26 protein-coding genes are annotated in these 24,985 nt (G+C 63.1%); 19 read left to right on the top strand and 7 right to left on the bottom strand.

Annotated elements, in window-relative coordinates; genetic code table 11:
• Positions 1-157: 157 nt before the first annotated feature.
• The 5 genes from OJ996_RS24315 to OJ996_RS24295 are packed head-to-tail and all read left to right on the top strand — an operon-like array spanning position 158 to position 5,737.
• Entirely contained in the window at positions 158-787 is a 630-nt protein-coding gene (locus OJ996_RS24315; protein WP_264516324.1) for a pilus assembly FimT family protein, read from the top strand.
• Complete coding sequence (locus OJ996_RS24310; protein ID WP_264516323.1) at positions 787-1,296, top strand: hypothetical protein; 510 nt, start codon at positions 787-789, stop codon at positions 1,294-1,296. The genes OJ996_RS24315 and OJ996_RS24310 overlap by 1 nt, the downstream gene beginning before the upstream one ends.
• Complete coding sequence (locus OJ996_RS24305; protein WP_264516322.1) at positions 1,293-2,039, top strand: PulJ/GspJ family protein; 747 nt, start codon at positions 1,293-1,295, stop codon at positions 2,037-2,039. The genes OJ996_RS24310 and OJ996_RS24305 overlap by 4 nt, the downstream gene beginning before the upstream one ends.
• A complete protein-coding gene (locus OJ996_RS24300; RefSeq protein WP_264516320.1) occupies positions 2,032-5,025 on the top strand; it encodes a PilV family protein in 2,994 nt (997 codons plus the stop codon). Before OJ996_RS24305 ends, OJ996_RS24300 begins: the two co-directional genes overlap by 8 nt.
• Positions 5,009-5,737 carry a hypothetical protein gene (locus tag OJ996_RS24295; protein ID WP_264516319.1) on the top strand — a complete coding sequence of 243 codons (729 nt, stop codon included), beginning with the start codon at positions 5,009-5,011 and terminating at the stop codon, positions 5,735-5,737. The genes OJ996_RS24300 and OJ996_RS24295 overlap by 17 nt, the downstream gene beginning before the upstream one ends.
• Positions 5,738-5,797: 60 nt before the next feature.
• On the opposite strand, the gene OJ996_RS24290 is transcribed toward OJ996_RS24295, so the two are convergent.
• From OJ996_RS24290 to OJ996_RS24265, 6 genes are all read right to left on the bottom strand, one after another.
• Positions 5,798-7,633 (bottom strand): phosphoenolpyruvate carboxykinase (GTP), encoded by a 1,836-nt coding sequence (locus OJ996_RS24290; protein WP_264516318.1) that lies wholly within the window; start codon positions 7,631-7,633, stop codon positions 5,798-5,800.
• A 194-nt stretch (positions 7,634-7,827) separates the two neighbouring features.
• Positions 7,828-8,211, bottom strand: a complete 384-nt coding sequence (locus tag OJ996_RS24285; RefSeq protein ID WP_264516317.1) for a hypothetical protein — start codon at positions 8,209-8,211, stop codon at positions 7,828-7,830.
• Positions 8,212-8,429: 218 nt separating this feature from the next.
• Positions 8,430-9,137 (bottom strand): hypothetical protein, encoded by a 708-nt coding sequence (locus OJ996_RS24280; RefSeq protein WP_264516316.1) that lies wholly within the window; start codon positions 9,135-9,137, stop codon positions 8,430-8,432.
• Positions 9,138-9,174: 37 nt separating this feature from the next.
• Positions 9,175-10,773: a methionine--tRNA ligase gene (metG, locus tag OJ996_RS24275; RefSeq protein WP_264516315.1), complete on the bottom strand. Its 1,599-nt coding sequence runs from the start codon at positions 10,771-10,773 to the stop codon at positions 9,175-9,177.
• A gap of 115 nt (positions 10,774-10,888) precedes the next feature.
• Positions 10,889-11,227, bottom strand: a complete 339-nt coding sequence (locus OJ996_RS24270) for a tetratricopeptide repeat protein (protein ID WP_264516314.1) — start codon at positions 11,225-11,227, stop codon at positions 10,889-10,891.
• A 10-nt stretch (positions 11,228-11,237) separates the two neighbouring features.
• Positions 11,238-12,869, bottom strand: a complete 1,632-nt coding sequence (locus tag OJ996_RS24265) for a peptidylprolyl isomerase (RefSeq protein WP_264516313.1) — start codon at positions 12,867-12,869, stop codon at positions 11,238-11,240.
• A gap of 359 nt (positions 12,870-13,228) precedes the next feature.
• Here OJ996_RS24265 and rsmA point away from each other — a divergent pair, with 359 nt between their 5' ends.
• The 13 genes from rsmA to OJ996_RS24200 all read left to right on the top strand — a co-directional run bounded on the left by rsmA (position 13,229) and on the right by OJ996_RS24200 (position 22,673).
• On the top strand, positions 13,229-14,593 hold the full coding sequence (rsmA, locus tag OJ996_RS24260; protein WP_264516311.1) for a 16S rRNA (adenine(1518)-N(6)/adenine(1519)-N(6))-dimethyltransferase RsmA: 1,365 nt from the start codon (positions 13,229-13,231) through the stop codon (positions 14,591-14,593).
• Positions 14,594-14,707: 114 nt separating this feature from the next.
• Complete coding sequence (locus OJ996_RS24255) at positions 14,708-15,148, top strand: type II secretion system protein (RefSeq protein ID WP_264516310.1); 441 nt, start codon at positions 14,708-14,710, stop codon at positions 15,146-15,148.
• A 64-nt stretch (positions 15,149-15,212) separates the two neighbouring features.
• Positions 15,213-16,457, top strand: coding sequence for a hypothetical protein (locus tag OJ996_RS24250; RefSeq protein ID WP_264516309.1), 1,245 nt, complete (start codon positions 15,213-15,215; stop codon positions 16,455-16,457).
• A gap of 8 nt (positions 16,458-16,465) precedes the next feature.
• Positions 16,466-17,194 (top strand): MotA/TolQ/ExbB proton channel family protein, encoded by a 729-nt coding sequence (locus tag OJ996_RS24245; RefSeq protein WP_264516308.1) that lies wholly within the window; start codon positions 16,466-16,468, stop codon positions 17,192-17,194.
• The gene (locus tag OJ996_RS24240; RefSeq protein WP_264516307.1) at positions 17,191-17,631 is read left to right on the top strand and encodes an ExbD/TolR family protein; all 441 of its coding nucleotides are present in this window, start codon (positions 17,191-17,193) and stop codon (positions 17,629-17,631) included. Before OJ996_RS24245 ends, OJ996_RS24240 begins: the two co-directional genes overlap by 4 nt.
• Positions 17,628-18,176 carry a peptide deformylase gene (def, locus tag OJ996_RS24235; RefSeq protein WP_264516306.1) on the top strand — a complete coding sequence of 183 codons (549 nt, stop codon included), beginning with the start codon at positions 17,628-17,630 and terminating at the stop codon, positions 18,174-18,176. Before OJ996_RS24240 ends, def begins: the two co-directional genes overlap by 4 nt.
• Positions 18,177-18,219: 43 nt before the next feature.
• Positions 18,220-18,546: a hypothetical protein gene (locus tag OJ996_RS24230; RefSeq protein ID WP_264516305.1), complete on the top strand. Its 327-nt coding sequence runs from the start codon at positions 18,220-18,222 to the stop codon at positions 18,544-18,546.
• A gap of 462 nt (positions 18,547-19,008) precedes the next feature.
• A complete protein-coding gene (locus OJ996_RS24225; protein ID WP_264516304.1) occupies positions 19,009-19,554 on the top strand; it encodes a GNAT family N-acetyltransferase in 546 nt (181 codons plus the stop codon).
• A gap of 52 nt (positions 19,555-19,606) precedes the next feature.
• Entirely contained in the window at positions 19,607-20,146 is a 540-nt protein-coding gene (locus tag OJ996_RS24220; RefSeq protein ID WP_264516302.1) for a hypothetical protein, read from the top strand.
• Positions 20,147-20,201: 55 nt separating this feature from the next.
• Positions 20,202-20,537 carry a DUF1330 domain-containing protein gene (locus OJ996_RS24215; RefSeq protein WP_264516301.1) on the top strand — a complete coding sequence of 112 codons (336 nt, stop codon included), beginning with the start codon at positions 20,202-20,204 and terminating at the stop codon, positions 20,535-20,537.
• A 189-nt stretch (positions 20,538-20,726) separates the two neighbouring features.
• Positions 20,727-21,662 (top strand): hypothetical protein, encoded by a 936-nt coding sequence (locus OJ996_RS24210; protein WP_264516300.1) that lies wholly within the window; start codon positions 20,727-20,729, stop codon positions 21,660-21,662.
• Between the two features lie 14 nt (positions 21,663-21,676).
• Entirely contained in the window at positions 21,677-22,270 is a 594-nt protein-coding gene (locus OJ996_RS24205) for a hypothetical protein (RefSeq protein ID WP_264516299.1), read from the top strand.
• A 10-nt stretch (positions 22,271-22,280) separates the two neighbouring features.
• On the top strand, positions 22,281-22,673 hold the full coding sequence (locus tag OJ996_RS24200; RefSeq protein ID WP_264516298.1) for a hypothetical protein: 393 nt from the start codon (positions 22,281-22,283) through the stop codon (positions 22,671-22,673).
• A gap of 3 nt (positions 22,674-22,676) precedes the next feature.
• Here the strand turns inward: OJ996_RS24200 and pgsA are convergent, their stop codons facing one another.
• Complete coding sequence (gene pgsA / locus OJ996_RS24195; RefSeq protein WP_264516297.1) at positions 22,677-23,276, bottom strand: CDP-diacylglycerol--glycerol-3-phosphate 3-phosphatidyltransferase; 600 nt, start codon at positions 23,274-23,276, stop codon at positions 22,677-22,679.
• A gap of 101 nt (positions 23,277-23,377) precedes the next feature.
• Between pgsA and gnd the strand changes: the two genes are divergently transcribed.
• Positions 23,378-24,796: a decarboxylating NADP(+)-dependent phosphogluconate dehydrogenase gene (gene gnd / locus OJ996_RS24190; protein WP_264516296.1), complete on the top strand. Its 1,419-nt coding sequence runs from the start codon at positions 23,378-23,380 to the stop codon at positions 24,794-24,796.
• The last annotated feature ends 189 nt before the right edge of the window (positions 24,797-24,985 follow it).

Raw genomic sequence — 24,985 nt, 5'->3', positions numbered from 1 at the left:
AACGTACGCGTCACATGGAGCGGGGGCAAAGAGCGTGAATCTGACAGGATCGTTACAATCCCGAATTTGTGGCAAAGGCCTCGGCAACCGACGCCTTGAGTGTTTACTTCGTGATGGCATCCGAGCAATGTCGGAGTCGCGTATTCCCCGTCCCCGCGTGAAACCGCCTCTCAGATTCCCTTCCCACGCCGCACCCGGCTTCAGCTTGATCGAGCTGCTGGTCGTGATGGTCATCATCGGGGCCCTCACCATGGCGGGCCTGTCCGTGATGGGGAACACCGCCGCGAACGCCCAGCGCACCGGCACCGACCAGGTGGTCGCCGCGATCGAGCAGGCGCGGACCACCGCGATCACACGGCGCAAGCCCATCCTCCTCGCCGTAGCCGAACCCCAGTCCGGGGATGTCGACGAGCATTGCCGATTCGGCCTCTTCGAGGTGGATGCCCTGCCCGAGGAAGGCTCGGAAGTCGAAGCCATCCAAATCCAGCGTTGGAGCGTGCTCCCGACCGGCGTCGTCTTCCTCGGCGACAAGATCCGCGACTTCGACAACCTGCTCGAACAGGAAAAGGTCCAGCTCAGCTGGAAGGATGGCCAGAATTCCGCCTCCGTCCATGTTCTCGCTTTCAACCCCCGCGGCGGCCTGGCTTGGCCGAGCGGGTCGGACCCCGTGGCCCTAAAGGTTGGCAACGGGAACTACCGCGGCGGCAAGGCGATGCCCGTGACCGGCGGCGGCGCCAGCTCGCTGCGGATCGGCCGGGTGGTCGCCCGGCCTTGGAGACTCGACTGATGAAACTTCCCTCCCCACGACCGGGCTTGCAGCGCGGCGTCTCCCTCGTGGAGGCAATGGTTTCGATCGGCGTTCTGGCGGTGGTCGCTCCATTGGCGCTGGCCGCACTGATGCGCGCGAATGAAGGCGGCAGCTCCGCCCGTGCAGAAACCCGGGCGCCCTTGATCGTGGAGAACAGCATGTCCGAGCTGGAGATGGCGAGCCGCGGAGCCGCCGAGCACCTGCCCGCGATGCTGCGGGGCCAGGAATTCGGCAAGACCGACTTGCTCTGCCTCGCCTTCGGTGGAGATGGCAAACTCCTCGGGCGCGTGGATGGAGGGCAGTACGATGCCGGCATCGAAGAGCTCGGCACTCAGGAGGCCTATTACCTGGCGACCCTCCAAGGGACCGATGAGGAGGATCGCGAGGGCTTCCCGTCCATGCTGACCGTGAAGGTCTCGATCGAATATCCCGCCATCGCGCCCTCCGAACGCCGCCGGAAAATGGACTTCCACACCAAGCTGCCATGAAATCCGGAACCGCCTCCCCACGCAGCGGTTTCACGCTGGTCGAAATGATGGTCACCATGGCCATCGGCTCGATCATCCTCTTCGTCGCGGCGACGATCCTGTCCCGGGCCGGCGATGGCTACGACCGGGGTTCCGGGAACGTGGCCGCCGAACGCGAAGCCCGCGCGCTGCTGACCCAGCTCTCCGGCGATCTCGCGAAGGCCGAGTGGCACAAGGACACGATCCTCGAGAACGACGGTTCCGGCTGGAGGCAGGCGCAGCTCGGATTCATCTCCTTGCAAGCGGACGACGCCCAGACCGAGAAGAAGCGCAATGGCGACCTCTGCGCGATCCACTACTACATCAAGGACGTGGTCGTGGCCGGCACCACGGTGCGCTGCCTCATGCGCGGCTTCCGCGACAGCGGCGATGTCTTCCCCGCGCTCCGGGGCAGCGGCAGCTTCGACTCCCTCTTCACCGAAGAAGACGCGGATGAACCGGTAGCCTTCGGCGTGGTTTCCTTCTCCGCCGAGCCCCTCATGCGCGATGGCAGCGGCCGCTGGGAAGACTGGGACGGCGACACCAGCAATGCTCCCGATGCCCTCCGCATCAAGCTGACAGTCGCCCGCCGCGACTTGCTCGGAAAGCTCACCACCTCCGCCGACTGGGGCAACCACCCTCTGCTCGGAGATCCGGAGGAAGCATCTCACAACCGTGGCCTCGAAACTTACGAGGCGATCCAGAGATTTGGAAACGATGCCTGAACGCCACCCACGCCGCAGCCACGCGCCGGGCTTCACGCTGCCGGCCGTCATGATCGTCTCCGCCGCGATGCTGATTCTCGCGGTCGGGCTGATCGCCATCATCAGCATTGAGAAGAAGACCGCACGCTCCTTCGCGGATGCCAAACGCGCCGAGCTCGCTGCCCGCGCGGGCTTGGAAGACTTCCGGGCGATCCTCAGGAAAGAGACCGCGAACGACGACTTTCTGATTATCGGTCGCCCCTCGCCGAATCTGGTCGAGAACAGCAAGCTCGATGCACCCTCGCAGCTCTACGTGGCGCGTGGCGATGGCGGCGGCACCAATGTCACCTACCGCTACACGCCTCTCTTCAGCGCGAACGAGATGCCGACTCAGAGCGGAACCTTGGTCGCCCCCGAAATCCCCGAGGTGGACGACGACGATACCGACCACGCCACTTTCAAGACTCTGCCTTGGCAAGACCCCATCCAGGTCGAGTGGGTGCCGGTGAAGAACGAAAAGGGCGAGATGGTCGCCCGCTATGCTTACTGGGTGGAAGACCTGCAATCCAAGGTCGATGCCATGACGGCGGGCAACAAGGATGGCGATGGCGGCGCCAACTCGCGCAACGCCTATCCCTTCCCGGTTTCCGGCATCAACCCGAATCCTCCCGAAGAGCCTACCGACAAGCGGCTCGATCAAGTCGCGATCCACGTTCTCGATCCGAAGGCAACGGAAGATGGCGATGGCAAGCTGACCAATCAGATCGTCGATGGCCGCCCTGCCATGCTCTCGCCGGACTCGGTGGTGGGTGCCGTCGGCTATGAAGCGCCCCTGAAGCGGAACGAGGAAGGTGAACTGGACGATGACATCGCCGCCGCGCTGGAGCGCAGCACGAGCCCAATCATCCAGCCTTACGATGAGCATCCGGTCGTCCCCTACGCACGCGGCATTTCCGGAGAAGCCGCAGGTCAGCCGAAGCGGAACCTCAACGAACTGCTCAACAAGTCACCCGGCGGAGCGGTGGACGAGTTTGCCACTTGGGTCGACTCCGCGTTGCCGGAGTTCAAGAACCGCCAAGGCGGCTTCCCGGAGGATTACCTGCGCACGATCGCAGCCAACGCATTCGACTACGCGGATACCGACGACACACCTCGCGTGGTAGAGGGTCGCTACCGCGGCATCGAGGGCTTCCCGCTGGTCAGCGAGCACATGTTCTCCATCAAGTGGGACAGCGTTACCCGCGACCAGTCCCGCACCTATGTCACGATTCTCGTCACGGTCTTCGCCGAGCTCTGGAACATGACCAACCAGCCGGTCTCCGGCCAGGCGCAGTTCTCCTACGAAACGGAGTACTCGATGCAGGTCGGTGCGATTCCGGAGATCGGCTTGGGCGATCCCGAGCTGCTTTTCGATCCAAGCGTAACGGCGACCAACATCATGCGCGAGGGCCCCGACTCCTTCTGGTTCCCCTCGATCAATGTCAGCCTGCGCGCGAACGAGTACAAGGTCTTCAAGCTCGGCGAAGCCCGGATGAGGATCGATGTCGGGGCGGCCTCGCTCTTCGTGCCGAGCCCGCTCGAGGTGAGCAACGACGACAACCAGCAGAGCGGCTACAAGATGCGCTGGAACAACACGATGGTAGATCACTCCAAGGGCAAGCTGCGCCACTACGATCAACTGCTCTATTACCCCGGCAACAATGCCACCAACTCGAGCCAAAAGGTCTCTGCAACGATCCCGGGCCACAGCTACAAGCTGAAGACCGAGTCTTTCGTGAACAACATGGGCGACCCGCGGATGTCGATGTACATCACCGCACCGCAGGACGCGAATTCCTGGCCGCAGAACTACAGCCCGAACCGCCGCACCATCCGCTGGGGCAGCATCTACTCCAGCGACAGCGCGGCGAAGCGCAAGCACTACGGGCGGGTACTGCCATCCGAATGGCCGGATGGCGGCCACAACTCGCCCTACGGCTCGAACAACTTCTTCACCGAGGATCGCCGCACCGTGCCGGATGACCCGCGCTTCTTCCTCAATCTGCCAACCCCCGTGGCCGAGCAGGCGCCGATGCGGATGTCGAACCTGGGCCGCTTCTACAGCGCCACGGAGCTGGGCCGCGCCTATGATCCGGTGATGTGGAGGCCGACCTACGGGGATCTGACCGGCTCTCCCGGCAGCGGCGCGCGGGATACGGCGACTCACAATTCCGCAAGCCCCAGCCTGCCGCCCGGCCGGGTGTCATGGCCGGAGGTGGAACTGAACTCTCCCTACACCACCGAAAGCGGCGGGGGTAACACGCTCCGCATCGGCCGCGCCGAGCACCCGCGGTTCCGCGATACCCCGGGCCAGCATGCCGCGCATCTCCTCGACCTCTTCCATACCGGCATCTCCACCTCGCGGGATGTCGACAAGCGTGAGGGCAAGCTGATCCGCATCGAGGGCAACGTGAACCTGAACACCGCCGAGCCGGATGCGATCCGCGCCTTGGTCGCAGGCTATCTCAAACAAGACCCGCTCCTCTCCCAGACCACCTCCACGAATCACCAGACGAGCACGATGATGGCGCAGCCCATCGCCGCCCTGAATCTCGGCACGCCCACCAACACCAAGGTCGCGGACCGGGTGGCGGAGGCAATCGTCCGCTCGCGGCCTTTCGCCTGCGCCGCCGATATCGCCAAGGCCAAGGATGCGACCGATCGCCCGGTCTTCGGCAATCGCGAGGTCTACGCTCAGAACACCCGCATCGAATGGACGGACTCCGCCAGCGAGGAAATGTTCTCCCGGCTCTACGAAGCCTCCACCCTGCGCTCGCGGAACTTCCGCGTCTGGGTGGTCGGCCAAGCGGTCTATCTCCCCGAAGGCGGGAACATGGAAGATGTCGAGGTCCTTTCCGAATCCAAGAAGGCCTTCACCGTCTTCGCCGATCCGGGCGACCGCGATGACAACGAAGACATCCTCGAAACCGAATATCAGCCCCGCGTAACCCATGAGAACGATTTCTAAACTGCAGGGCCCGGCCTTGCGACCCGCCGGCCTGCTCGCGCGGCTGGCTTGCCTCTTCTTCGCGCTGCTGCCCGCGCTCGCCTTGGCGCAGGGCGGCAGGCCTCAGGTGGGATTCATCCGCCTGGTCAATGCCGTGGGTCCGGGCACCGGCAACACGAAACTCCTGATCGATGGCGAGAACATGTACCCGAAGGGCTACAAGCTCGGCCAACGCACCGGCGGCATCGGGTTGGAAGCCGGATCCAAGAAGATCACCGTGTCCAAGGATGGCGTGGAAGAAGGCAGCACCACGCTGAATGTGGAGGCTGGCGAGACGATCAGCCTGGTCGCCTTCGCCGAGAAGATACCGGCGGACAAGGACAAGCCGGAGCGCTGGGGCGTGAAGATCCTGCGCCTCAAGCAACGCGCCCAAGAGAAGGGATTCCGCATGACCGTGCTCAGTGTCTGCCGCAATCCGGAGGTGCTTTTCGAGACCTCGATCCAAGGCAAGGACAAGCCGGAAGGAGCCTCCGTGAAGCGCATGATGACCACCACCATCGACTTGGGCAATGCGGGTGGCGACGTGACCGTACGGCTGCGCAATCCGCAGAAGATCCTTACTTCATTCCGTCCCGATGATCCGGGCAACTACGTGCTGGTGATCTACGACGGCGCGGACGGCGAGGTGCAATCGCTCTACTTCTACGATCCGAAATTCGTGATCGCGGGCTGAGTTACGCAACGACTCTCAAACGAACGAAGGCGAGGAATCCCGTTCCTCGCCTTCTTCATTTCAGCTCAGGCGTGCCGCGAGCAGCTCGCGCTGGAACACGATCTCCTTCGGCAGGTAATCGTAGAGCTTCAGGAACAGCTCTCCCTGCGAGAGGATCTCCGCCTTCCACTCCTCCGCGTCGAAGGCCATGCACTGGTCGAAGCGCTGCTCGTCGAAGCCCTCGAGACCGGCCACGTTGAAGTCCTCCCAATCCGGGGTCCAGCCGATCTGGGTCTCGTGCCCCGGGATGCGCCCGCGGCAGCGGTTTACGATCCACTCCAGCACCCGCATGTTCTCGCCGAAGCCCGGCCAGAGGAACTTGCCGTTCTCATCCTTGCGGAACCAGTTCACGTGGAAGAAACGCGGCAGGTGCGTCACCTTCCGGCGCATGTCGAGCCAGTGGTGGAAGTAGTCCGCCATGTTGTAGCCGGTGAAGGGCAGCATCGCGAAAGGATCACGTCGCACTCCGGCCTTCAGACCGATCGCGGCGGCAGTAACCTCGGAGCCCATGGTCGCGCCGACATAGACACCGTGCGACCAATTGAAGGCCTGATAGACCAGCGGCATCGTGTTCGGCCGGCGGCCGCCGAAGATGATCGCGGAGACCGGCACACCCTCCGGATTCTGCCACTGCGGGTCGATCGTCGGACACTGGCTGGCTGGCGCGGTGAAGCGGGCATTCGCATGCGCGGCGGGGCGACCGCAGCCGGGCGTCCAGTCCTGACCCTGCCAATCGATGAGGTGGGCGGGCGCATCCTTTGTGAGCCCTTCCCACCAGACGTCGCCATCATCGGTTAGAGCGACGTTGGTGAAGATTGTGTTCTCCTTCATCGACTCCATCGCGATCGGATTGGTGTCGTAGGAGGTTCCCGGGGCCACGCCGAAGTAGCCGGTCTCCGGGTTGATCGCGTGCAGGCGACCGTCCTCGTGCGGCCACAGCCAAGCGATGTCATCGCCCACGATGGTTGTCTTCCAACCCGCCTCGGCATAGGTCTTCGGCGGCACGATCATCGCCAGGTTGGTCTTTCCGCAGGCAGAGGGGAAGGCGGCGGTGACGTAGGTCTTTTCCCCGCTCGGCGACTCGAGTCCCAGAATCAGCATGTGCTCCGCCATCCAGTTGTGCTCGCGCGCGATATTGCTGGCGATGCGGAGCGCGAGGCACTTCTTGCCCAGCAGGGCATTGCCGCCATAGCCGGAGCCGTAGGACCAGATCTCGCGGGACTCGGGAAAATGGACGATGTACTTGTCCTCGTTGCAGGGCCAAGGCACGTCGGCCTGACCGGGCTCGAGCGGAGCCCCGATCGAGTGCAGGCAGGGAATGAAGCGGCCGTGGCCGTCACGCTTCGCGGGCAATTGTCCGGATGCCTCCGCTTCAAGCCGATCCAACACGCGGCGCCCCATGTGCGCCATGATGCGAGTGTTCACCGCCACATAGGCGCTGTCCGTGACCTGCACGCCGATCTTCGCCAGCGGCGAGTCGAGCGGGCCCGTGCAGAAGGGCACGACATACATCGTACGGCCCTTCATCGAGCCGGTGAACTTGCCGGTGAGCAGCGACTTCATTTCCGCCGGAGCCATCCAGTGATTGGTGGGGCCGGCCAGGTCCTTGCGCCGCGAGCAGATGAAGGTGCGGTCCTCCACCCGTGCCACATCCGAAGGGGTGGAGCGGGCGAGATAAGAATTCGGACGCATCTCGGGATTGAGACGGGTGAAAGTCCCCTTCTCGACCAGAAGCTGGCACAAGCGATCCCACTCCTCCTGCGAGCCATCGCACCACTCCACACGCTCGGGCTGGCAGAGGGCTGACATCTCCTCGACCCATGCAAGGAGATCGGCGTGTCGGGAAGGCGGGTTCATGTCCGGCTATGAAAAAGCCATAAGGCCGGTGCCGCAATCCAATCGGAAGATTTGGGCCGTATTGAGGGAAATTTGACCGCTTTCCGCCGCTTGCTCGGAGAAAATGGTCGCGCCCGTACACGCCCATCGGGCCGCCGTCGCCCCGCCCGCCTTGCGGCCGGATGGGGCGCTGGCCACCCAAGAGGGAGGGGAAATCAGATCCGGAACCGGAGCAAGGCCGCCACCGTGGAATCGTAGCCTGCGGGACGACGGGCGAGCGGCTGCTGGAGGGTGCGCACGGCCTTGCGGCCGCCGGCGAAGAGGAAGGACTCGCATTCGATCTCCACGACTTCGAGACCCATGTAGTAGGTATCGCGCAGCGTGGATACGGACTCGATCCCGAAGACCTCCGCCAAGTGCTCGCGCAGGAGAGCGACCTCTTTCCTTCCCACGTAGAGGAAGGCCGGGGTTTCTCCATGGGCGCTCTTGGCGCGGATCAATTCGGAGACCGCGAAGGGACTCCAGTAGTCCCCGAAGACAAGCTCCGGGGACAGGGAGGTCGAGTCGGGGAAGGGTAGGGACTCGTGGGATGTGTTCATGGTGTGTCAGGGTGGGTGCGGGAACGCGAGCAACATACGTGCCCGAACAGGCGATTCATCAGTCATGTCGTGACAATTTCGTGGGCTATGCTTTCGCCTCATCACATTAGTCACAACGGATGAAATAACTAAAACCGCGACTTAGCAGAGGACTGAAAGCAAACGCAGGCTGAACACGTGACGAATTGGAAACCAGCGGCCCGCAGCTTCGATTCCGGCTATTCCCCCGGGTTTCGCTCCGATCCGGGACCTTTGGAAACATCATCTCCACCGCCTCCCGCCCCGCCCACAAGGATCGCCAAACCTTCCGGATCAGGCGATGAGGAATATAAGATAACCAACGAGGACGCGCGGACAGAGAAGGTGGTCACCATGGTTTCTCTGCCCTCCTGGCTCATGTTCAGCATAAGTGTCGCCTCGGAATCACCGCGCAGGATCCTTCCATCCACCTTCAGGCGAGCGCCGTCCCACTCGAGCTTTCCATCCGCCATCTGGAGCTTTCCCCTCACCCGGGTATCCTCGGACGCCCCCGCGAAAATGCTCTCCAGCTCTTCCTGTCTTATATGAGCCAGGACGCCGGGTCTCGACCCGGCCACATCGGCCGGATCGGAGACACCGACCGAGATCGAAAGCTTCTTCAAGTTCTCCGGCGGAATCTCGACGACCGCCATTTCCCCTTCTCTCAACTCGAGCAAGGAACGCAGCTTCACCGTGCCGTCCTTCTCACCCTCGCGGGCGCTCGCACTCCGCGGTGATCCGTCCCTGGCAGAAGCCTTTCCGTCAGGCAGGGAAAGCTCTTCATCTCCTGCCTTGCTCACCAAGTCAGACCCCGCCCGCAAGTTCGGCCATGCCAGCCAAGCCACTCCAAGCAGAAGCAAGATCGCCATTGCGATCAGGGCAGTCCGGGCCGGGGAACGATGGGTCATGGCGGCAGCACGAGAAAGCCGCCACGACCCGAACTTGTCAGCCCGCAGTTCCTTCCTCGCTTTCTTCGATCACGATCCGCGGGAAGACCGGCTTCGGCTTGCCGGTTTCATGGCCATCCGGGATCAAGCCCCACTTCAGATCATCCAGCTTCAGGGAAAGCAGATCGTCGGCACGGAGTTGTGCCGCGATGCGCGCGGCGGGATCCGGGAGCACCGGTGAAAGCAGCACCGCGCAATGGGCCAGGCTCTCCACCAGATGCTGCAGCACGGTATCGAGTCGCCCCTTCAGCGCGGGATCCTTCGAAAGTTCCCATGGCTTGTTCCGCTCGGCGTAGGCATTGCAGTGCGTGACATGGCGGTTGATCGCCTTGAGCGCCTCCGCCACGTCGAAGCTGTCCATCGCCGCGCGATAATCGCGGGTGACTGTCTCCAGCGAGGCGCGGAGGTTCTGCTCTTCTTCCTTGGTTTCGGAGCTTACCGTAACGATCCCGTTCGCGAAGCGGGAGGTCATGTTCAGGGCGCGGTTGCAGAGGTTGCCCAGCTCATTGGCCAACTCCTGGTTATAGAGCATCACGAGACGATCGAGATCGAAGTCCGCGTCCTTGCCCGTGGTGATATCGCGCACCAGATAGTAGCGTAGCGCGTCCACGCCGAACTTGTCCGCGAGGGCATCAGGATCGACCACGTTGCCCAGCGACTTCGACATCTTCTCGCCTTTGATGTTCCACCAGCCGTGGACGAGAATCTGCGGCATCTCCTCGTCGCTGAAGCCCATCGCATGCAGCATGCAGGGCCAGTAGATCCCGTGGGCGGGGACGAGGATGTCCTTGCCGATGACGTGGACCGGTCTCTCTTTCGAGCCGCCGGCGGAGGGCCAAAGCTTCTCGAAGGAAGGCAGCTCACCACCGTCCTTCGCGCGATACCCGGCGAAGGAGATATAATTGATCAGGGCGTCGAACCAGACGTAGGTGACGAACTCGGGATCGAAGGGGATCTCGATACCCCAGCGCAGGCGCTCCTTCGGACGGGAGATGCAGAGGTCGAGTTCACCGGAGTTCGCCAACGCGCCGAGCAACTCGTTGCGCCGGAACCCGGGAATCACGAAGTCCGGATACTTGGCGGTGAATTCCTTCAGCCACTCGGCGTGGGCGCTCAGGCGGAAATACCAGTTCTCTTCTTCGATCTCGACGACTTGGCCCCATTCCGGACCGAACTCGCCGGCCTCGTTCCGATCACGATCCGTGAGGAACTGCTCCTGCCGCACGGAGTAGAAGCCCTTGTAGCCTTTCTTGTAGAGTTCGCCGCGCTCCTTCAGCTCGCTCAGGATCGCCTGCACGCAGGCCTTGTGACGCTCGTCGGTGGTCGCCGCCCAGCCGTCGTACTGCAGCCCGAGCTTCTTCCACAGGTTCAGGAAAAGCTTGGTCTTCTTGGCAGCGAAGGTCGCCGGGTTGATCCCCTCCTGCTCGGCGGTCTGCTGGACCTTCTGGCCGTGCTGGTCCACCCCGGTCAGGAAAAAGACCTCCTCTCCCCGCAGGCGCCGGTAGCGGGCGATGACATCGGTGAGGACCTTCTCGTAGGCGTGCCCGATGTGGGGCGCGCCGTTGGTGTAGTCGATGGCGGTGGTGATGAAGAACATGAAAGGAGAATGACGAATCAGAATGATTGAATGTCGAAGGAAAGGCCTCCGCAGCAATGCTCAAATCCCCGAACTCCCTTCACAAGACATTCGTCATTCGGAAATTCGCAATTCGTCATTCCCTAACGACCCTGCCCCCTAGCGAGAGAATCCTCGCATTGGCCTTCGCCGCCTCTGCCTCCCCGATCTGGCCGTCCCTTACATACATTTGGGACAGGGCGGTCCAGGCGAGCAGGTCGTTCGGGCGCAGGGTGGTGGCCTGCAGGCCGCAGCCGATCGCCTCTTTGACCTCGCCGAGTTTCAGCAGGCACATGCCGAGGGCGTGCCAGCCGTCGAAGAAATCGGGATCGAGCGCGACGCAGCGGCGGTAGAGGGCCGATGCCTCCTCCAGTTCGCCGAGAGCAAGACAGCCGTTCGCGTCGTCAAACAAGCGCTCGCGTTCGGCGTCTGGCATCGGAGCGATCTTAGCGTTTGGTGGCAGGCTCCTCGATCTGGGCCTGCGCGAGTTTCTCCGCGAGCCAAGCCATGTAGGCGTCCCGCTTCATCTCTTCGGCCTGGCGGGTGATGGCTTGGTTGATCCGCTCGTCGCGGGCCGGATCCTTCACCAGTTCGCGCTTCTCGACGAAGATGAAGAGCGCGCTGTCCGGACGGATCACCGGATCGGCCAGCTTGCCGGACTCCACGGTGGAAGCGGCTTGGAAGAGGGTGGTCACGTCGGGCTCGCCTTCCAGCTTGTCAGTCGCCTTGAAGGGGCCGTGAGCCTTGGGCTCCAGACCGACTTCCTTCGCGAGATCGGCGAAAGGCTTCCCGGCAGCCAAGCCCTCGCGGATCTTGGCGGCTTTCTCGTCGGCATCCTTCTTGAGAGCCTCGTTCGCCTTCTGGGCGATGTAATCCGTGCGGACTTCTTCCTTGGCTTCCTCGAAGGTCTTCGGGCGGGCTTCTTCCTCACCGTCCAGACGGGCGATCAGATAGGCATTGTCCTTGAGCTGGAGCGCTTCGCTGAAGCGGGTGAGAGGATCCTTGCTGTCGACCAACTGGAACAGGAAGTCCGCGACCGGCTTCGGGGTCTGGGATGCCGTGCTGCCCTGGAGTTCGGCCGGCACCGCGCTGCGCGGGAACATCTCGGTGGTGACCAAGGCCCAGCCGTCTTCCGTCACGAGCTTCTCGAAATCCTTCCCTTCCTCGTTCTGGATCGAGAGGATCAGCGCGTCCACCTTGCCGATCACGTCGTCGTCGATCCTGCGCTTCTCCTCCTCGTACTCGGCGTCTTCCTTGGCCTTCTTGTCCGCGGCTTCTTTCTCCGCGGCCTTCTTGGCCTCTTCGGTCACCGCGTCCGGAAGCTTCGGCGGCTCGACCGCCCGCTCAGGATAGGTCGGCTTGGCGATCAGGTAGCTCACCTTGATCTTGCGCTCGACCATGTACTTTTCCTTGGTGGTTTCCCACGCGGCCTTGAGTTCCTCGTCGGTCGGCTTGATCGCCTCCTGGAAGGTGGCGAGGGCGGTGCGGGCGATCTGGATGCTCACCTGCTGCTCGGTGCTGGCCGCGCTTTCGAGTGCCGCTTCACGGGTGCCACCCAGGCCGCCACCGATAATCTCCTTGAGCTGCTGGGAGGCGATGCTGTCGCGAATGAGATCCAGCAGATCCTTTTCCAGCATGCCGTAGCGGCCGAGTCCTTTGACCAGGTTGTTGTAGCGCTCTTGGCTGAACTGGCCGTCCGCACCGGTGAAGGTTTCCTTGATGTGCGCCTCGATCTCCTTGTCGGAGGGGTAGATGCCGAAGTCTTCGCAGGCCTGGCGGAGGGTGAGGCGGTTGACAAAGAAGCGGCGGACACCCTGCGGCGAGCCATCGGCACCCAGTTCGCCGATCAGCTGGATCGTGCCGGTCTGGAAGGCGATGCTGTAGTCGGAGGCGGGAGCCTCGGCCAGCTTGCGGTACTGGGTGGCGGTGTAGCTGGTGCCATCAACGGTGAGGACGACTGGATTGTTGGCATTTGCCCGGCCCATGGTCGCGGGATCGCCGAAGAATGCGAGGCCGACGAAGAGCAGCGCGACCACGAAAATGATCAGGCCGGTATACTTGCGGAGATTTTCAATCATGGACGGCTACTTGGGGTGTGCCCGCGGGGCGCGGTAGTTAAAGGAGCCGCCGGGGGGGCATCAACCCCTATTTGCGATCAAAACGTTGGAACCGCGACAATCGCCACCCCTTGATCCCAAGGCCCCACCCGCCGTCAAGGGGGCAAAAAAAGAGCCGCCAGGGAGCACCCACTCCCTGGCGGCCAAGTTCGTCAACCCAAACCTAGTCCGCGGAACGGGCTTGGCTGGAGCTGACAACTGCTGTTCACCCTTACATGAAAACTGCACTTGCGTACGGTTTTCAGTGTTTCAGACAGGTGCGTCCGGATGGCGTTCAATTGTTTTCGCGATTTTTTTCGCCCCCCGTCCGGAAAGCGGTCTTGCCCCCGGAAGGAGCCGCAGCCATCGCTCCCGGCGTGACAGGACACGAGATCCGCGACGCCCTCGCCGCAGCCGGGGTGATGCCCAGCCGCCAGCTCGGCCAGAACTTCCTCTGCGACCCGAATATGGCCCGCTGGATCACCGAGCAGCTCGATGCCGGCCCGGAGGACAGCATCGTCGAAGTCGGCCCCGGCACCGGCGCCCTCACCAGCCACCTGGTCGGGAAAGTCCGCCGTATTGTCCTCGTGGAGTTCGACTCCCGCCTCGCCGCTTGGCTCAAGGAGCGCTTCGCCAACGAGCCAAGCGTGGAGGTCCACCACGCGGACGGCGCGAAGTTCGACACCCGCCAGCTTTTCCAACACCGGCCGATCAAGTTTCTCGGTAATCTCCCCTATTCATGTGGCGGGGCCATCCTGAAGAATTTCCTATCCCGCCCGAACCCATTTTGCCGGGCGGTGATCATGCTCCAGAAGGAGGTGATCGAGCGCTTGGCCGCCGTGCCGCGGACCAAAGATTACGGGGTTCTGACCCTGCGGGTGCAAAGCGAGTGGTCGGTAAAGTCCCTCAGAACCGTCCCGCCCGAGGCTTTCCATCCCCGGCCCCAGATCGATTCCTCGGTCGCGCTGCTGCTGCCGCGCGGCAAAGAGTTGCCAGCCTTCGATGCGCGGCGCTTCGACGAACTCATCCGGCGTGGCTTCGCGCAGCGGCGGAAGCAGATGGGCCGCCAGATGCCGGATAGCCCGCCATGGGATGAAGTCGCCGGGGCAATCGGCGCCCCTCCCACCGCCCGGGCGGAAGAGCTCTCGCTGGCGCAGTGGATCGAGTTGGCCCGGATCTACGATCCCCACCCGCTGCGCGATATCCCGCAGAAGGACGGGGAGATCTTCGATGTAGTGGACGAGGAGGACCGGGTCACCGGCCAAGCTACCCGCCGCGAGGTTCACGAGAAAGGCCTGCTGCACCGCGCGGTCCACGTGTTCGTGGTGAACCGTCACGGGGACCTGCTGCTCCAGAAGCGGTCGCGCTTCAAGGACGCCCACCCGGACGTCTGGGATTCCAGCGTGGCCGGTCACCTCGATTCCGGAGAAGACTACGCGGCAGCCGCGGTGCGCGAGCTGGAGGAAGAAATGGGGATCGCAGGGGTGCCGGAGGAGATCGGCCGGATCAAACCCTGCGAAGCGACCGGCTGGGAACACGTCGCCCTCTATCTCCTGCGCTGGGACGGAACCCCGCGCTTTCCTTGCGCCGAGGTGGAAGCCGCCATGTGGATGTCACCCGACGTTCTGGGACACTGGATTGCGGCCAAGCCTGAGGACTTCGCCAGCGGCTTTTTGGAATGTTGGAAACTCGCGAGGGGTTTGTGATCAGGAGGACCGGGAAGTTTTTAGAAATGGCTTGTAATCCAAGCTGAAGTTTCTAATCTCCACGACGCACTCCCCGCAAGAAGCCGCCTCCCGGCACATAACCGTCCCAGCCCTATGAAACTTGCGAGTCGTTTGCGGCGCATGTCCTCCGTGCGTGGATACCGCCGTGTCAAAAAACTGGTTCCAGCCATGACCTTGCTGGAGCTCACCGTAGTGATCGTGATCCTGCTATCACTGATCGGACTGCTCGCCATCGGCGCGGCAACCTGGAAAGAAGGTTCCGATCGTTCGGTGTGCATCCTGAACCTGCAGGCCGTCCAGAAAGGCGTCCGCAGTTTCTCCAATCTCTACGGCTACCTGCCGGGTAACTCGGTGAGCGGCTTGGAGTCGCAGGTCATCGGGGCCGGTCGCTTCGTGGAGACCATGCCCGTATGCCCGAGCGAAGGGAGCTATGCCTCCGGCGGCGATGTGATCCCGCAGATGGGCTCACTGTATTTCAACTGCTCTCTAGCGAGCAGCGGCGAACATGAGCCCGTCGTGACCGAAGACTGGTGAGCCTCCCGGGATTTCCCGGATTGCAGGTCGATGGAATCCGGGTGAAGCTCGCGCCCGGATTCCGATGACACCGGTAGAAGCGCAGTCCCGCCAACAGGCCCGGCTTTGGTCGGCGGCCTGCGGAATCTCTGCATTCCTGAACCTGGCGGCCGTCATCGTCGTGCTAGCTTGGATGAGCTTTTCGGAGGTGATCAGCCTGGCCTTCCAATCGCTTTTCAGCAGCTTGGGGATTTCCTTTCCTCCCCCAGTCTTCGAGCCTCCTCCCCGCCCCCCGGCCATTGAGGAATCGGTGGCAACTATCATTCCGGAAGTCGCCCCCGTCAGCGAAACCAAGACTGAGGAGGGCAGGGAGCAGCAATTCGCCCGTACCTCTCCGGACCAGGAATCCGTGCGCCCTGAAGCCGCCGCATTCATCGGCGAGAGGAATACAAAGGCTACCAGCGATGCTCCTCCCGTAGCCGCTGCGGACCCGCAGATGCCGAGCCAGCGCGGTGAGGAAGACGAGGACAATCATCCGGAGACCACGGAAAGCAATTATCAGGACGGCGATCTGGGCTCGGATGCCATCGCGCCGCCCGCGATGGATCCCTTTCAGCCCTCGCAGCAACTCACGGAAGCACGCGAAGGCGCCGAGGGAGCCGCAGCCCGGGGTGTGCCCGATGCTCCGGGGACCAGCGTTCCAGATGGTTCGGTGAACCCCGGCAGCTCGGATACCACGGTTCCGCCGGAGACAGCGGCAAGTGCCGCTCCTCCCCTGGCGAAAGACCCCATCGCTGAGGGACCTTATCCCGTAGAGCGCCCCCGCCAGATGACACCGCCGGAGGCACCCAAACCCGCGACGCCGGGACAGGAGGATGCACCGAAGGATGCAACCTCCCAAAGCGCCCAAGCCCAGCAGGAATCCCGCCCGGCGGTGAAAACACCCACTCCGGGCTTCAACGGCTTTCAGCGGAAGACCCACATCCAGGGATCGATCACCCGCCAGGGGCGCTCGGCGCTGGATGTCGAAGATTCCCTGCTCGGCCGCTATCATGCGAGCCTGAGCCGCGCGGTGGAGAAGGAGTGGCAGCTGAACTGCGTGCGGAACCGGGACTACATCACTCCGGGCCAGATCATCGTGCGCTTCGTGCTGGAGCCCAGCGGCAAGGTCCGCTCGCTGAGTTTTGTCGAGGAATTCGGCGTGGGGAATATCCAGAAAGGCTTCACCTCCGAAAGCATCCGCACCGCTCGTATTCCCCCCTTCCCGGCCGAGCTGAAGAAGCAGCTTGATGGCGAGCCGCTCGAAGTCACCTACAGCTTTACCTTCTGATACCACTCATGCCCGCTTCCCTGCTTTCCGCGCTCGATTTCAAAGCCATCGGCGACTTCTTCAACCAAGGCGGCATCTTCATGTATGCGCTGGCGCTGACTTCCTTCGTCGCGCTCACAGCCATCGTCTTCAAAATCCTCTCGCTCTCCCGCAAGGTGGTGATCCCGGCCGAACTGGAGGCGGAAGTGCACCGCGCCGAGGCCAGAGGAGAAGTCAGCGGACTCGCCAGCAGCTCCGACAGCGGCAGCAGCACTCTGGCACGTCTGTGCCAAGTGGCCCTACGGCATCGCGGCAAGCCCCGCGCGGAGATCACCGATGCCGTGCAAGCCTCGGCGCGGGACGAGATCGTGCAGCTCAACTCCGGCATGATCATCCTCGATACGATCATCACGGTGGCACCGCTCTTCGGCCTGCTGGGAACGGCCAGCGGTCTGGTGGTGATCTTCAACGGCCTCGGTGATTCGCCCGACCAGAACCTGCTCGCCAAGGGTATCGGCCGGGCCTTGGACAACACGATCGTGGGTCTGGCGGTGGCAGTGCCGGCGGTGGTGGCACACGGCTGGTTCTCCCGCCGCATCGAAGTTCTTATCTCGCGGCTCGAATCCCTGCTCGCGAGGGTTGCCCGCGTTTGCGAGGGCGCGGAGCCGGTCACTCCGTCGGGCACGAACCGGGACGCCGTCATGGCTGGATCCGCCGCTGCTCCTGCCACCATGCCCCGCGTCCCGGAAAGGCCATGAAATTCGAACGCCCCGCCCGCCGATCACGCGGGATCATGATCATGCCGATGATCGACATCCTCTTCGTGGTGTTGATCTTCTTCATCGTCACCACCGTGCCGAAGAAGGCCCGCTCGGTCCTCCGCATCGCGCTGCCCACGGTGAAGGACGTCCCTTCCTCCACCGTCGTGGAGTCGAGTTCGATCCTCTCCGTGGACAAGCTTGGCTCGGTCTCACTCGACGCCGTGCCGGTCCCGGATCTGGCGCTGCTGGATGCTTACCTGAAGGCCTACGTGAAGGAAAACCCCGGCCGCAAGCTGGAGCTGGAGGCCGACAAGGAACTCCCGCTGGAGAAATTGCTCGGTGTATGGGACGCGTTGACCCGGGCCGGCATCCCGATTAAGGACGTGCCCGCCCGCATCCGCCTACCGCAGGAAGCGGACGGCTCAAGCCAATGATTCTCGAAATCGTTCAATACGGTCACCCGGTCCTGCGCGAGCGCTGCAAGCGCGTCGAGCAGGTCGATGACAGCATCCGCATCCTGGCCGACGACATGTTGGAAACCATGTACGACGCCAATGGCGTGGGCCTCGCCGCACCCCAGGTCGGCATCGCCCTCCGTCTCGCGGTGGTCGATGTCTCGCACGATCCGGAGTGCATCAGCTTTCTGAAGGTGGATGGCAAGGACGCCCCGCTGGCCTCGATCATGCCGCTCAAGTTCATCAATCCCGAACTGGAATTCACCGGTCCGAAGGAGCGCGATGCCGAAGGCTGCCTGAGCATCCAGGACATCCGCGCCGAAGTGAATCGCCCCAGCGCCGTCAAAGCCACGCTGACCTTGCTTGATGGCACCGTGACCGTGATCGAAACCGATGGCCTGCTAGCCCGTGCAATCCAGCACGAGACCGATCACCTGAACGGCGTGCTCTTCATCGACCGCGTCTCCCCGGCCACGAAGATCAGCCTGCGCAGGAAGCTCAAGCGATTGACGGAAGAGGGCTGAACATTGATGAGGCATTAGGAGCGCCCACCATCGGATTCCCTAAATGCCCCAAAACCTGACCATCTCCACGTCCATCGCGGTCGGCGACTTCTATGAAGACTGCGCCTACCATCCGTGTGTCTGCGTCGAGAGCGACAGGGAGAGCGATACGATCTGCGGGATATCCCTCGTGGACGGATCCTACCCCCGGAGCTGCAGCTTCGTGCACTGCGGGGTGAGAAAGCTCACCCTCGAAGAAGCACTGCATTGGAAGTTCTTCGGCCCCCCGGGAATCGAATTGGAAGCATCGCTCGATTGGTCCAAGTACATCCCGTCCGACAAATGGACTGAATCCTACCGGTTGCCGACACGACCGGTAGCCGAGTCATAGCCAACCTTGTCGGGATACCGATTGCTCATGCTGCTTCGGTCATTAAGACATCATCCCGCCCAAGACTAAGAAGGAGAGAACTCCGATCCCTCTAAGAAGTGACATGACCGAGTTCCAACGGAACTACCTCCAGCATGTGATCAGGACATTGGAGTATCTCTCGGATTTTGAGCAGCAGCGCCGCTACTAGCTTTCAGTCCCATTCGTTCACATACCGAATGAACTGCTCGAACAATGGAGCGAGTACCGCCGGCTTCTCCACGAAGGCACGCCATGGTTCGCCTCGATCTTCACGGAGGACCAGATCCACGCGATACGGAACTGGATTCGACCATGCAGCGGGCTGGAGTCATGCCTCAGCTTACGGACGTGGATGAGATCTTCTCCCTGTCACTCTGGGGGGATGTCCGGAACGAAGCGGCACTTCTCTTGAGCTCACTCCAAGGTTAGAAAGCGCCCCGGATGAAACCTCCGGAGAACTTTCACCTCCCTCGCCTCCGTCTACGACGCCCGCTCGTCTCCGACGTGGACGCCATGTTCGAATACGGCAGCGACCCGGAGGTGGCACGCTATGCCGACTGGCCGGTGCGGACCAGCAAGGACGGCATGGAAGAGGGCATCCTGCGCCGGGCGCAGCAATGGGAGGCGGGCACGGATTACTACTGGGTCATCACCCTGCCGGAAGAGGATCGCGCCATCGGCGGGATCTCCTGCAGCCTGGAGAGCGATGCCGCGGAGATCGGCTTCCTCCTGCACCGCCGCCATTGGGGCAAGGGCTTCGCCACGGAGGCAGCCCGCGCCGTTCTGACAACGGCGCTCTCATTGTCTCGGGTGAACAAGGTCTGGGCCACCTGCGACACCGGGAATACCGCCTCCATCCGCGTGCTGGAGAAGATCGGCATGAAGCGCGACGGCATCCTCCACGCATCGACCATCCGGCCCAATCTCGCCCCGGGGATTCCCCGTGACGCCTTCTCCTATGTCCTTGGGCGGGGCGATCTCATCTGATCACTCATCTTCCACTGAATGAAACGGAGGCGTGCGGAGTTCACTTCATACCATGAAATCCATTGCACTGATTCTGGCCAGCACTCTGATCCTTCCGCTCTCCGCCCAGAATCCCCGCCCCCGCCAGCCTATTCCGCCGGCCCCGCAACCCGGCTACCCCGCGCAAGCTGCGCCGGAGGATCCGGCTCTCACCCGGAACATCACCATTCGCCTCGCCGGGACCACCACCACCGGCAGCGGGATCGATCTGGAACTCACCGGCACCGGCCCCTCTTTCTCCGCCCAACAGGTGGTGGGTGAGGATCAATCGATCCTGAGCTGCGACTATCAGGTAAAGGAATCGGGCGGAAACTACCTCGTCAGCTACAGCATCGGCATGCGGATCAAGGTCGTCACCGCGAGCCACAAGGAGACCGTCAACTACGAGTACCGGGACGTAACGATCAACGGCAGCGCGCTCTGCCAACCGAACAAGGCGGTGGTGCTGGTCCGCAACTCCGGCAAGCCGCTCGAGCTCCTCGTGAGTCCCGGAGAAGCCGCGCCTGCCAAGGCGCCCGCAGCGCCCACCCCGGCTCCGGAGCCCGGACACTGAGCGGGATCTGTGTCAGCCTGCGTGGACAGGACATATCTTGCGGCTAGGGTGCGCCATGCCAGCCTACGCCGCCGCACACCTCCGTTCCGTCCAGATGGGTGAAGAGATCGTCGAGTATCTCCGCCGGATCGATGACACCTTGCCGCCCTTCGAGGGCCGCTTCCTCAGCCACGGCAAGACGCCGGAGGTCACGGAAGGCGAGTGGCCGGGACATCTCGTGCTGATCGAGTTCCCCGATATCGAGCGGGCGCGGGGCTGGTATCACTCACCCGCCTACCAGGCGATCCTACCGCTGCGGACGAAAAACAGCGATGGCAGCGCCATCCTGCTGGAAGGCGTGGGCCCCGACTACCGCGCGGCGGACTTCCTGAAGGCCTTGGGCCTGGGCTGAAGGGCACACCGGCACCCTACGGAATCAGGGTATGGGCACGTGGTGAGCGATAGGACATGGTTCACCCGATCCCCCTTCTGAGAAACGAGATATGCAAGTTGAGATCCGGTATTTGGATGCTCGACTTTCGGCATTCGTGAAGCTATTGACGCGGCGGATCGCACCATTCCTCTAACAAAGTCCGAAGCCATGAACAGCAGCCGCGGTATTTTCGAACCCCAAGAAGGCTTCGCGCCTGCACCTCCCGCCAAGAGCCCCTTCGCCGTCGCGGATGACGGCCCGGCGACCAGCCCCTTCGCGGTAGTATCCGAGCCGGAGTCCCCATTCGCATCCTTGCGGGACGAGAACCCGCCGAAGCTGAGCCCGGAGCCGGGCCGCCCGGTGAAGCTTCCGGAACGTCGTCCGGCCGCGGGCGATCCGCCGCCGGTCGAGGCCCGCTCGCCTTTCGCGGCGGAGAGCGCTGGCTCGCCCTTCGAGGCGCCTGTAACGGCGACCTCTCCTTTCGCGACCGCCGCACCCGCCACGGCAGTTGCCACTCCGGCGGCTCCCGCCTCTTCTCCCTTCGCTTTTTCCCAAGAGCCCCCGCCGGTGCCCCCGGCTGTCCCGGTCCAGCAGGCTGCCGCCGTTCCCGCACCGGCTCCTGCCGCCGTGGTCACGCCTGCTCCCGAGCCAGCCCCGGCTCCTGCGCCCGCGCCCGCTCCGGAGCCTGTCGCCGCCACTCCCGCGACCCCGGCACCTGCCAGCACTCCCGCCCCAGCCACCATGGATACCGATTCTTCCTACGAGTCCGACTCCCGCTCGATCCGCCAGCTCGAACTGCGCGCCATCTTCGGCGTGGACCGCGAACTCAGCGCCGAGGAAATCCTGCAGCGCGCACGCTCGCTCCCGGGCATCCGCCACGTCGCGCGCATCCCGGCCGCAGACACCGCCACGGTGGACTCCTTCAAGCGCGTGATCGCCGGCCTCGGCTTCGGCGTGGGTCAGGTGAAGCTCTACTGCGGCAGCGTGCCGATCGAATTCATCCGCGAGAGCGGCGTGATCCTGGCGGTGCAGAACGACGGCAGCTTCGCTCCCGGCGTGCGTGAAACCCTGATGATCGTGGCCCGCGAACTGGGCCGACTGTAAGCCACTCCGTCCGCATGACGGTGCAACAAGATGGCCGGCAAGTCACGGTGAAGGTCGCCCTCGCGGGGGCGGCCGATACGGGCAAGCTGGCAATCTTGCGGGCAGTGGCGGCCCGCTATTCTTCCGCCACGGTACGGGAACATCAGGTGGGCTCGATCCGCGTCCACCGGGTGGAGTGGACGGAAGCGGAAACCCTGCCGGACGGGCGTTTCCTACATGTGGCCGCGCACTCGCTCAGCGGAACGGTGGAATACAATGCCGCGGAGGAACTTCTCCTCCGGGAGGTGGCCGGCATCGTTTTCGTGGTCGATGTGGACCCGGCACGGTTCCAAGCGACCTGGGATAGCCTCATGCGGCTCTCGGACAATACGAAGCGGAACGGCTATGACCTCCACTCGGTGGGGCTCGCGCTGCAGTATCACCGCGCGGACCTCCATCCGGAGGTGGATCCCGGCCGCTTGGATGCCCGGCTTGGCGTGCCGCCGGGCTTGATCCCCCGCTTCGTTTCCTCAAGCCGCCAGCCCGATGCAGAGGGACTGGCCTTCGATTCGGTTGTCGGGCAGATCAAGGCCCGCTTGGCCAAGGATGCCGAGGACGCTCGCCGCTGATCTTTTTTTCGTGAGGACCGACGAGTATCACGGGCTGGAGTTTGATTGGGTGGCTGCCGACATCTCGGGCCAGCTGGCAATCTTCTGTTCGGCCGGATACGGCCCGGTTCCGGCCAAGGCCCTTCGGGCAGCCGGGGATCAGGAAGCACTCTTGGGACTCATCGGAATCCAAGCCGGTCTCTCGGGACAATCCGACTTTCTGACCAGCCGGTGCCATCGCGCGATCTACTGTTTCGATTGGAAGCTCTTTGAGGGGCCCTATCGCCTGAAACAAGAACCTGCACCCGAGAAGGGCATGGGGATTGATACCCTCCCGGAGCGGCTTCGCGATTCGGTGACTCGGCTGGATCTTAGCTTCATCGGCAGGGAATTGATCCATGCCGCCGAACGGGGCGGGATCTGAATCTCAGCGTGCCGCCACCAGCAGCTTGCGGCTGCTCCAGACGTAGTTCGCGCCGGAGATCATGGTCAGCGCCACAGCCGTCCAAAGGGAGACCGGCATTAGCCAGGACTTGGGATTCGCCCAATCACGGAGCAAGCTACCGAAAGCACCCGCATCCTTCATCGAGGAAAAGGTCAGCCAGACCAGACCGGTGATGCAGAAGGTGAGCTGGAAGGTCGTCTTCCATTTGCCCAGCCGGTCCGCGGCGAGCACCTGCCCTGCCTCTACGGCGATCTGGCGCAGTCCGGTGACGAGGAACTCACGCGCGATGATCAGGGCGGTAACCCACACCGGACAGTGGTATCCATTCACCGGCTGGGCGGAAAAATACACGAAGGCCGCGCACACCAGGATCTTGTCCGCCAGCGGGTCCAGCAGCTTGCCCAGCGGCGTGACCAGCCCGAGCTTCCGCGCCAGATAGCCATCAAGCCAATCCGTCGCCGCTGCCACCGAGAAGGTGATCAGCGCGATCATGTAGCCCGTGGTGCCGGGGAAACCCACCGCCGCCACGAAAACCGCCGTGAGGATCAGGCGGGAGACGGTGATGGCATTCGGTAAGTTCACGGCGCGAATGTGGGGAATGCATGGCATGATGGCAACAAGGGGTTGCACCGAAGGCCGGGGTTCCCTACACCCCCCGCCGTTTCCTGAACCGTTTCATCACCATGAGCAACAGCGATTTCGGCCTCGTAGGCCTGGCCGTGATGGGCCAAAACCTCGTCCTCAACGTGGAGTCCCGTGGATTCCAGGTGTCCGTCTACAATCGTACCACTTCCGTCACCGAGGAGTTCGTCGCCGCTCATCCCGGCAAGAAACTGGTCGGTGCCAAGTCGCTGGAAGAGTTCGTCCAGTCCCTCGCATCCCCGCGCAAGATCATGATCATGGTCAAGGCCGGTGGTCCGGTGGACGCCGTGATCGAGTCCCTGATCCCGCTGCTCGACAAGGGTGACATCATCATCGATGGCGGCAACTCGCTCTACACGGACACCGAGCGCCGCGACAAGTGGCTCGGCGATCTGGGCTTCCGCTTCATTGGTGCCGGTGTGTCCGGTGGTGAAGAAGGCGCGCGCAAAGGCCCCTCCATCATGCCTGGTGGTCCTGCCTCGACCTGGGATGTGATGAAGCCGATCTTCGAGAGCATCTCCGCGAAGGTGGATGGCGAGCCCTGCGTGACCCACATCGGTCCCGCTGGCGCCGGTCATTACGTGAAGATGATCCACAACGGCATCGAGTACGGTGACATGCAGCTGATCTGCGAAGCCTACAACATCTTCAAGGCCGCCGGCTTCGACGCCGAGGAACTGGCCGAGGTCTTCACCGAATGGAATGAAGGAGACCTCGAAAGCTACCTGATCCAGATCACCTCGAAGATCTTCGCCCAGAAGGACCCGGAAACCAAGAAGGCGCTGGTCGACCTGATTCTCGACACCGCCGGCCAGAAGGGCACCGGCAAGTGGACGATCATGAACGCGGTGGAGAACGCCGTGGTGATCTCCACCATCAACGCCGCGGTGGAAGCCCGCATCCTCTCCTCGATGAAGGACCAGCGCGTGGCCGCCAGCGCGAAGCTGGAAGGACCGAAGCCGAAGATCGACGAGAAGAAGAAGAAGCTGGTGAAGAAGGTGCACGACGCGCTCTTCGCCTCCAAGATCATCTCCTACGCCCAAGGCCTCGACCTGATCGCCGCCATGGGCAAGGAAAAGAACTGGGGCCTCGATCTCGGCAAGATCGCCGCCATCTGGCGCGGCGGCTGCATCATCCGCGCCCGCTTCCTGAACGACATCACGGATGCCTACCGCAAGGATCCCGAGCTGAGCAACCTGATGCTTGCTCCCTACTTCACGGACCTCCTGAACGAGTTCCAAGAGAACTGGCGCGAGGTCGTCAGCCTGGCCACGCTCGCGGGCATCCCGGTGCCCGCCTTCTCCGCCTCGCTCGGCTACTACGATAGCTATCGTAGCGCGGTACTGCCGGCGAACCTGCTGCAGGCCCAGCGCGACTTCTTCGGCGCGCACACCTACGAGCGCACGGACAGGCCGCGCGGCGAGTTCTTCCACACCGAGTGGCCGGAAGTCATCGGCTGAGGAAACTCGGAGATACCGATTCGAAATCAAGCGGCCGGGCACATCGCCCGGCCGTTTTTTGTTAAGAAGCTGTCTGAAAAATGGTCAGGCGTCGATTCTTGCGAGCATGCGCTTGGTCATGGAGAGATAGATCAGCGCTTCCGAATGTTCGATCCTTACCTCGTGGTCGCGGATCAAACGACGGGATTG

This window comes from Luteolibacter rhizosphaerae (genome assembly GCF_025950095.1).
GTDB lineage: Bacteria > Verrucomicrobiota > Verrucomicrobiia > Verrucomicrobiales > Akkermansiaceae > Haloferula > Haloferula rhizosphaerae.
This window is presented reverse-complemented; position numbering and strand designations above follow the sequence as displayed.

Coding starts and splice junctions, on each gene's coding strand:
- gnd (WP_264516296.1), top strand. CDS start 23,378: ATGAGCAACAGCGATTTCGGCCTCGTAGGCCTGGCCGTGATGGGCCAA.
- OJ996_RS24300 (WP_264516320.1), top strand. CDS start 2,032: ATGCCTGAACGCCACCCACGCCGCAGCCACGCGCCGGGCTTCACGCTG.
- OJ996_RS24225 (WP_264516304.1), top strand. CDS start 19,009: ATGAAACCTCCGGAGAACTTTCACCTCCCTCGCCTCCGTCTACGACGC.
- OJ996_RS24230 (WP_264516305.1), top strand. CDS start 18,220: ATGCCCCAAAACCTGACCATCTCCACGTCCATCGCGGTCGGCGACTTC.
- OJ996_RS24290 (WP_264516318.1), bottom strand. CDS start 7,633: ATGAACCCGCCTTCCCGACACGCCGATCTCCTTGCATGGGTCGAGGAG.
- OJ996_RS24210 (WP_264516300.1), top strand. CDS start 20,727: ATGAACAGCAGCCGCGGTATTTTCGAACCCCAAGAAGGCTTCGCGCCT.
- OJ996_RS24270 (WP_264516314.1), bottom strand. CDS start 11,227: ATGCCAGACGCCGAACGCGAGCGCTTGTTTGACGACGCGAACGGCTGT.
- metG (WP_264516315.1), bottom strand. CDS start 10,773: ATGTTCTTCATCACCACCGCCATCGACTACACCAACGGCGCGCCCCAC.
- OJ996_RS24285 (WP_264516317.1), bottom strand. CDS start 8,211: ATGAACACATCCCACGAGTCCCTACCCTTCCCCGACTCGACCTCCCTG.
- OJ996_RS24250 (WP_264516309.1), top strand. CDS start 15,213: ATGACACCGGTAGAAGCGCAGTCCCGCCAACAGGCCCGGCTTTGGTCG.
- OJ996_RS24255 (WP_264516310.1), top strand. CDS start 14,708: ATGAAACTTGCGAGTCGTTTGCGGCGCATGTCCTCCGTGCGTGGATAC.
- OJ996_RS24310 (WP_264516323.1), top strand. CDS start 787: ATGAAACTTCCCTCCCCACGACCGGGCTTGCAGCGCGGCGTCTCCCTC.
- OJ996_RS24220 (WP_264516302.1), top strand. CDS start 19,607: ATGAAATCCATTGCACTGATTCTGGCCAGCACTCTGATCCTTCCGCTC.
- OJ996_RS24305 (WP_264516322.1), top strand. CDS start 1,293: ATGAAATCCGGAACCGCCTCCCCACGCAGCGGTTTCACGCTGGTCGAA.
- OJ996_RS24295 (WP_264516319.1), top strand. CDS start 5,009: ATGAGAACGATTTCTAAACTGCAGGGCCCGGCCTTGCGACCCGCCGGC.
- OJ996_RS24265 (WP_264516313.1), bottom strand. CDS start 12,869: ATGATTGAAAATCTCCGCAAGTATACCGGCCTGATCATTTTCGTGGTC.
- def (WP_264516306.1), top strand. CDS start 17,628: ATGATTCTCGAAATCGTTCAATACGGTCACCCGGTCCTGCGCGAGCGC.
- OJ996_RS24280 (WP_264516316.1), bottom strand. CDS start 9,137: ATGACCCATCGTTCCCCGGCCCGGACTGCCCTGATCGCAATGGCGATC.
- OJ996_RS24215 (WP_264516301.1), top strand. CDS start 20,202: ATGCCAGCCTACGCCGCCGCACACCTCCGTTCCGTCCAGATGGGTGAA.
- OJ996_RS24205 (WP_264516299.1), top strand. CDS start 21,677: ATGACGGTGCAACAAGATGGCCGGCAAGTCACGGTGAAGGTCGCCCTC.
- OJ996_RS24240 (WP_264516307.1), top strand. CDS start 17,191: ATGAAATTCGAACGCCCCGCCCGCCGATCACGCGGGATCATGATCATG.
- OJ996_RS24245 (WP_264516308.1), top strand. CDS start 16,466: ATGCCCGCTTCCCTGCTTTCCGCGCTCGATTTCAAAGCCATCGGCGAC.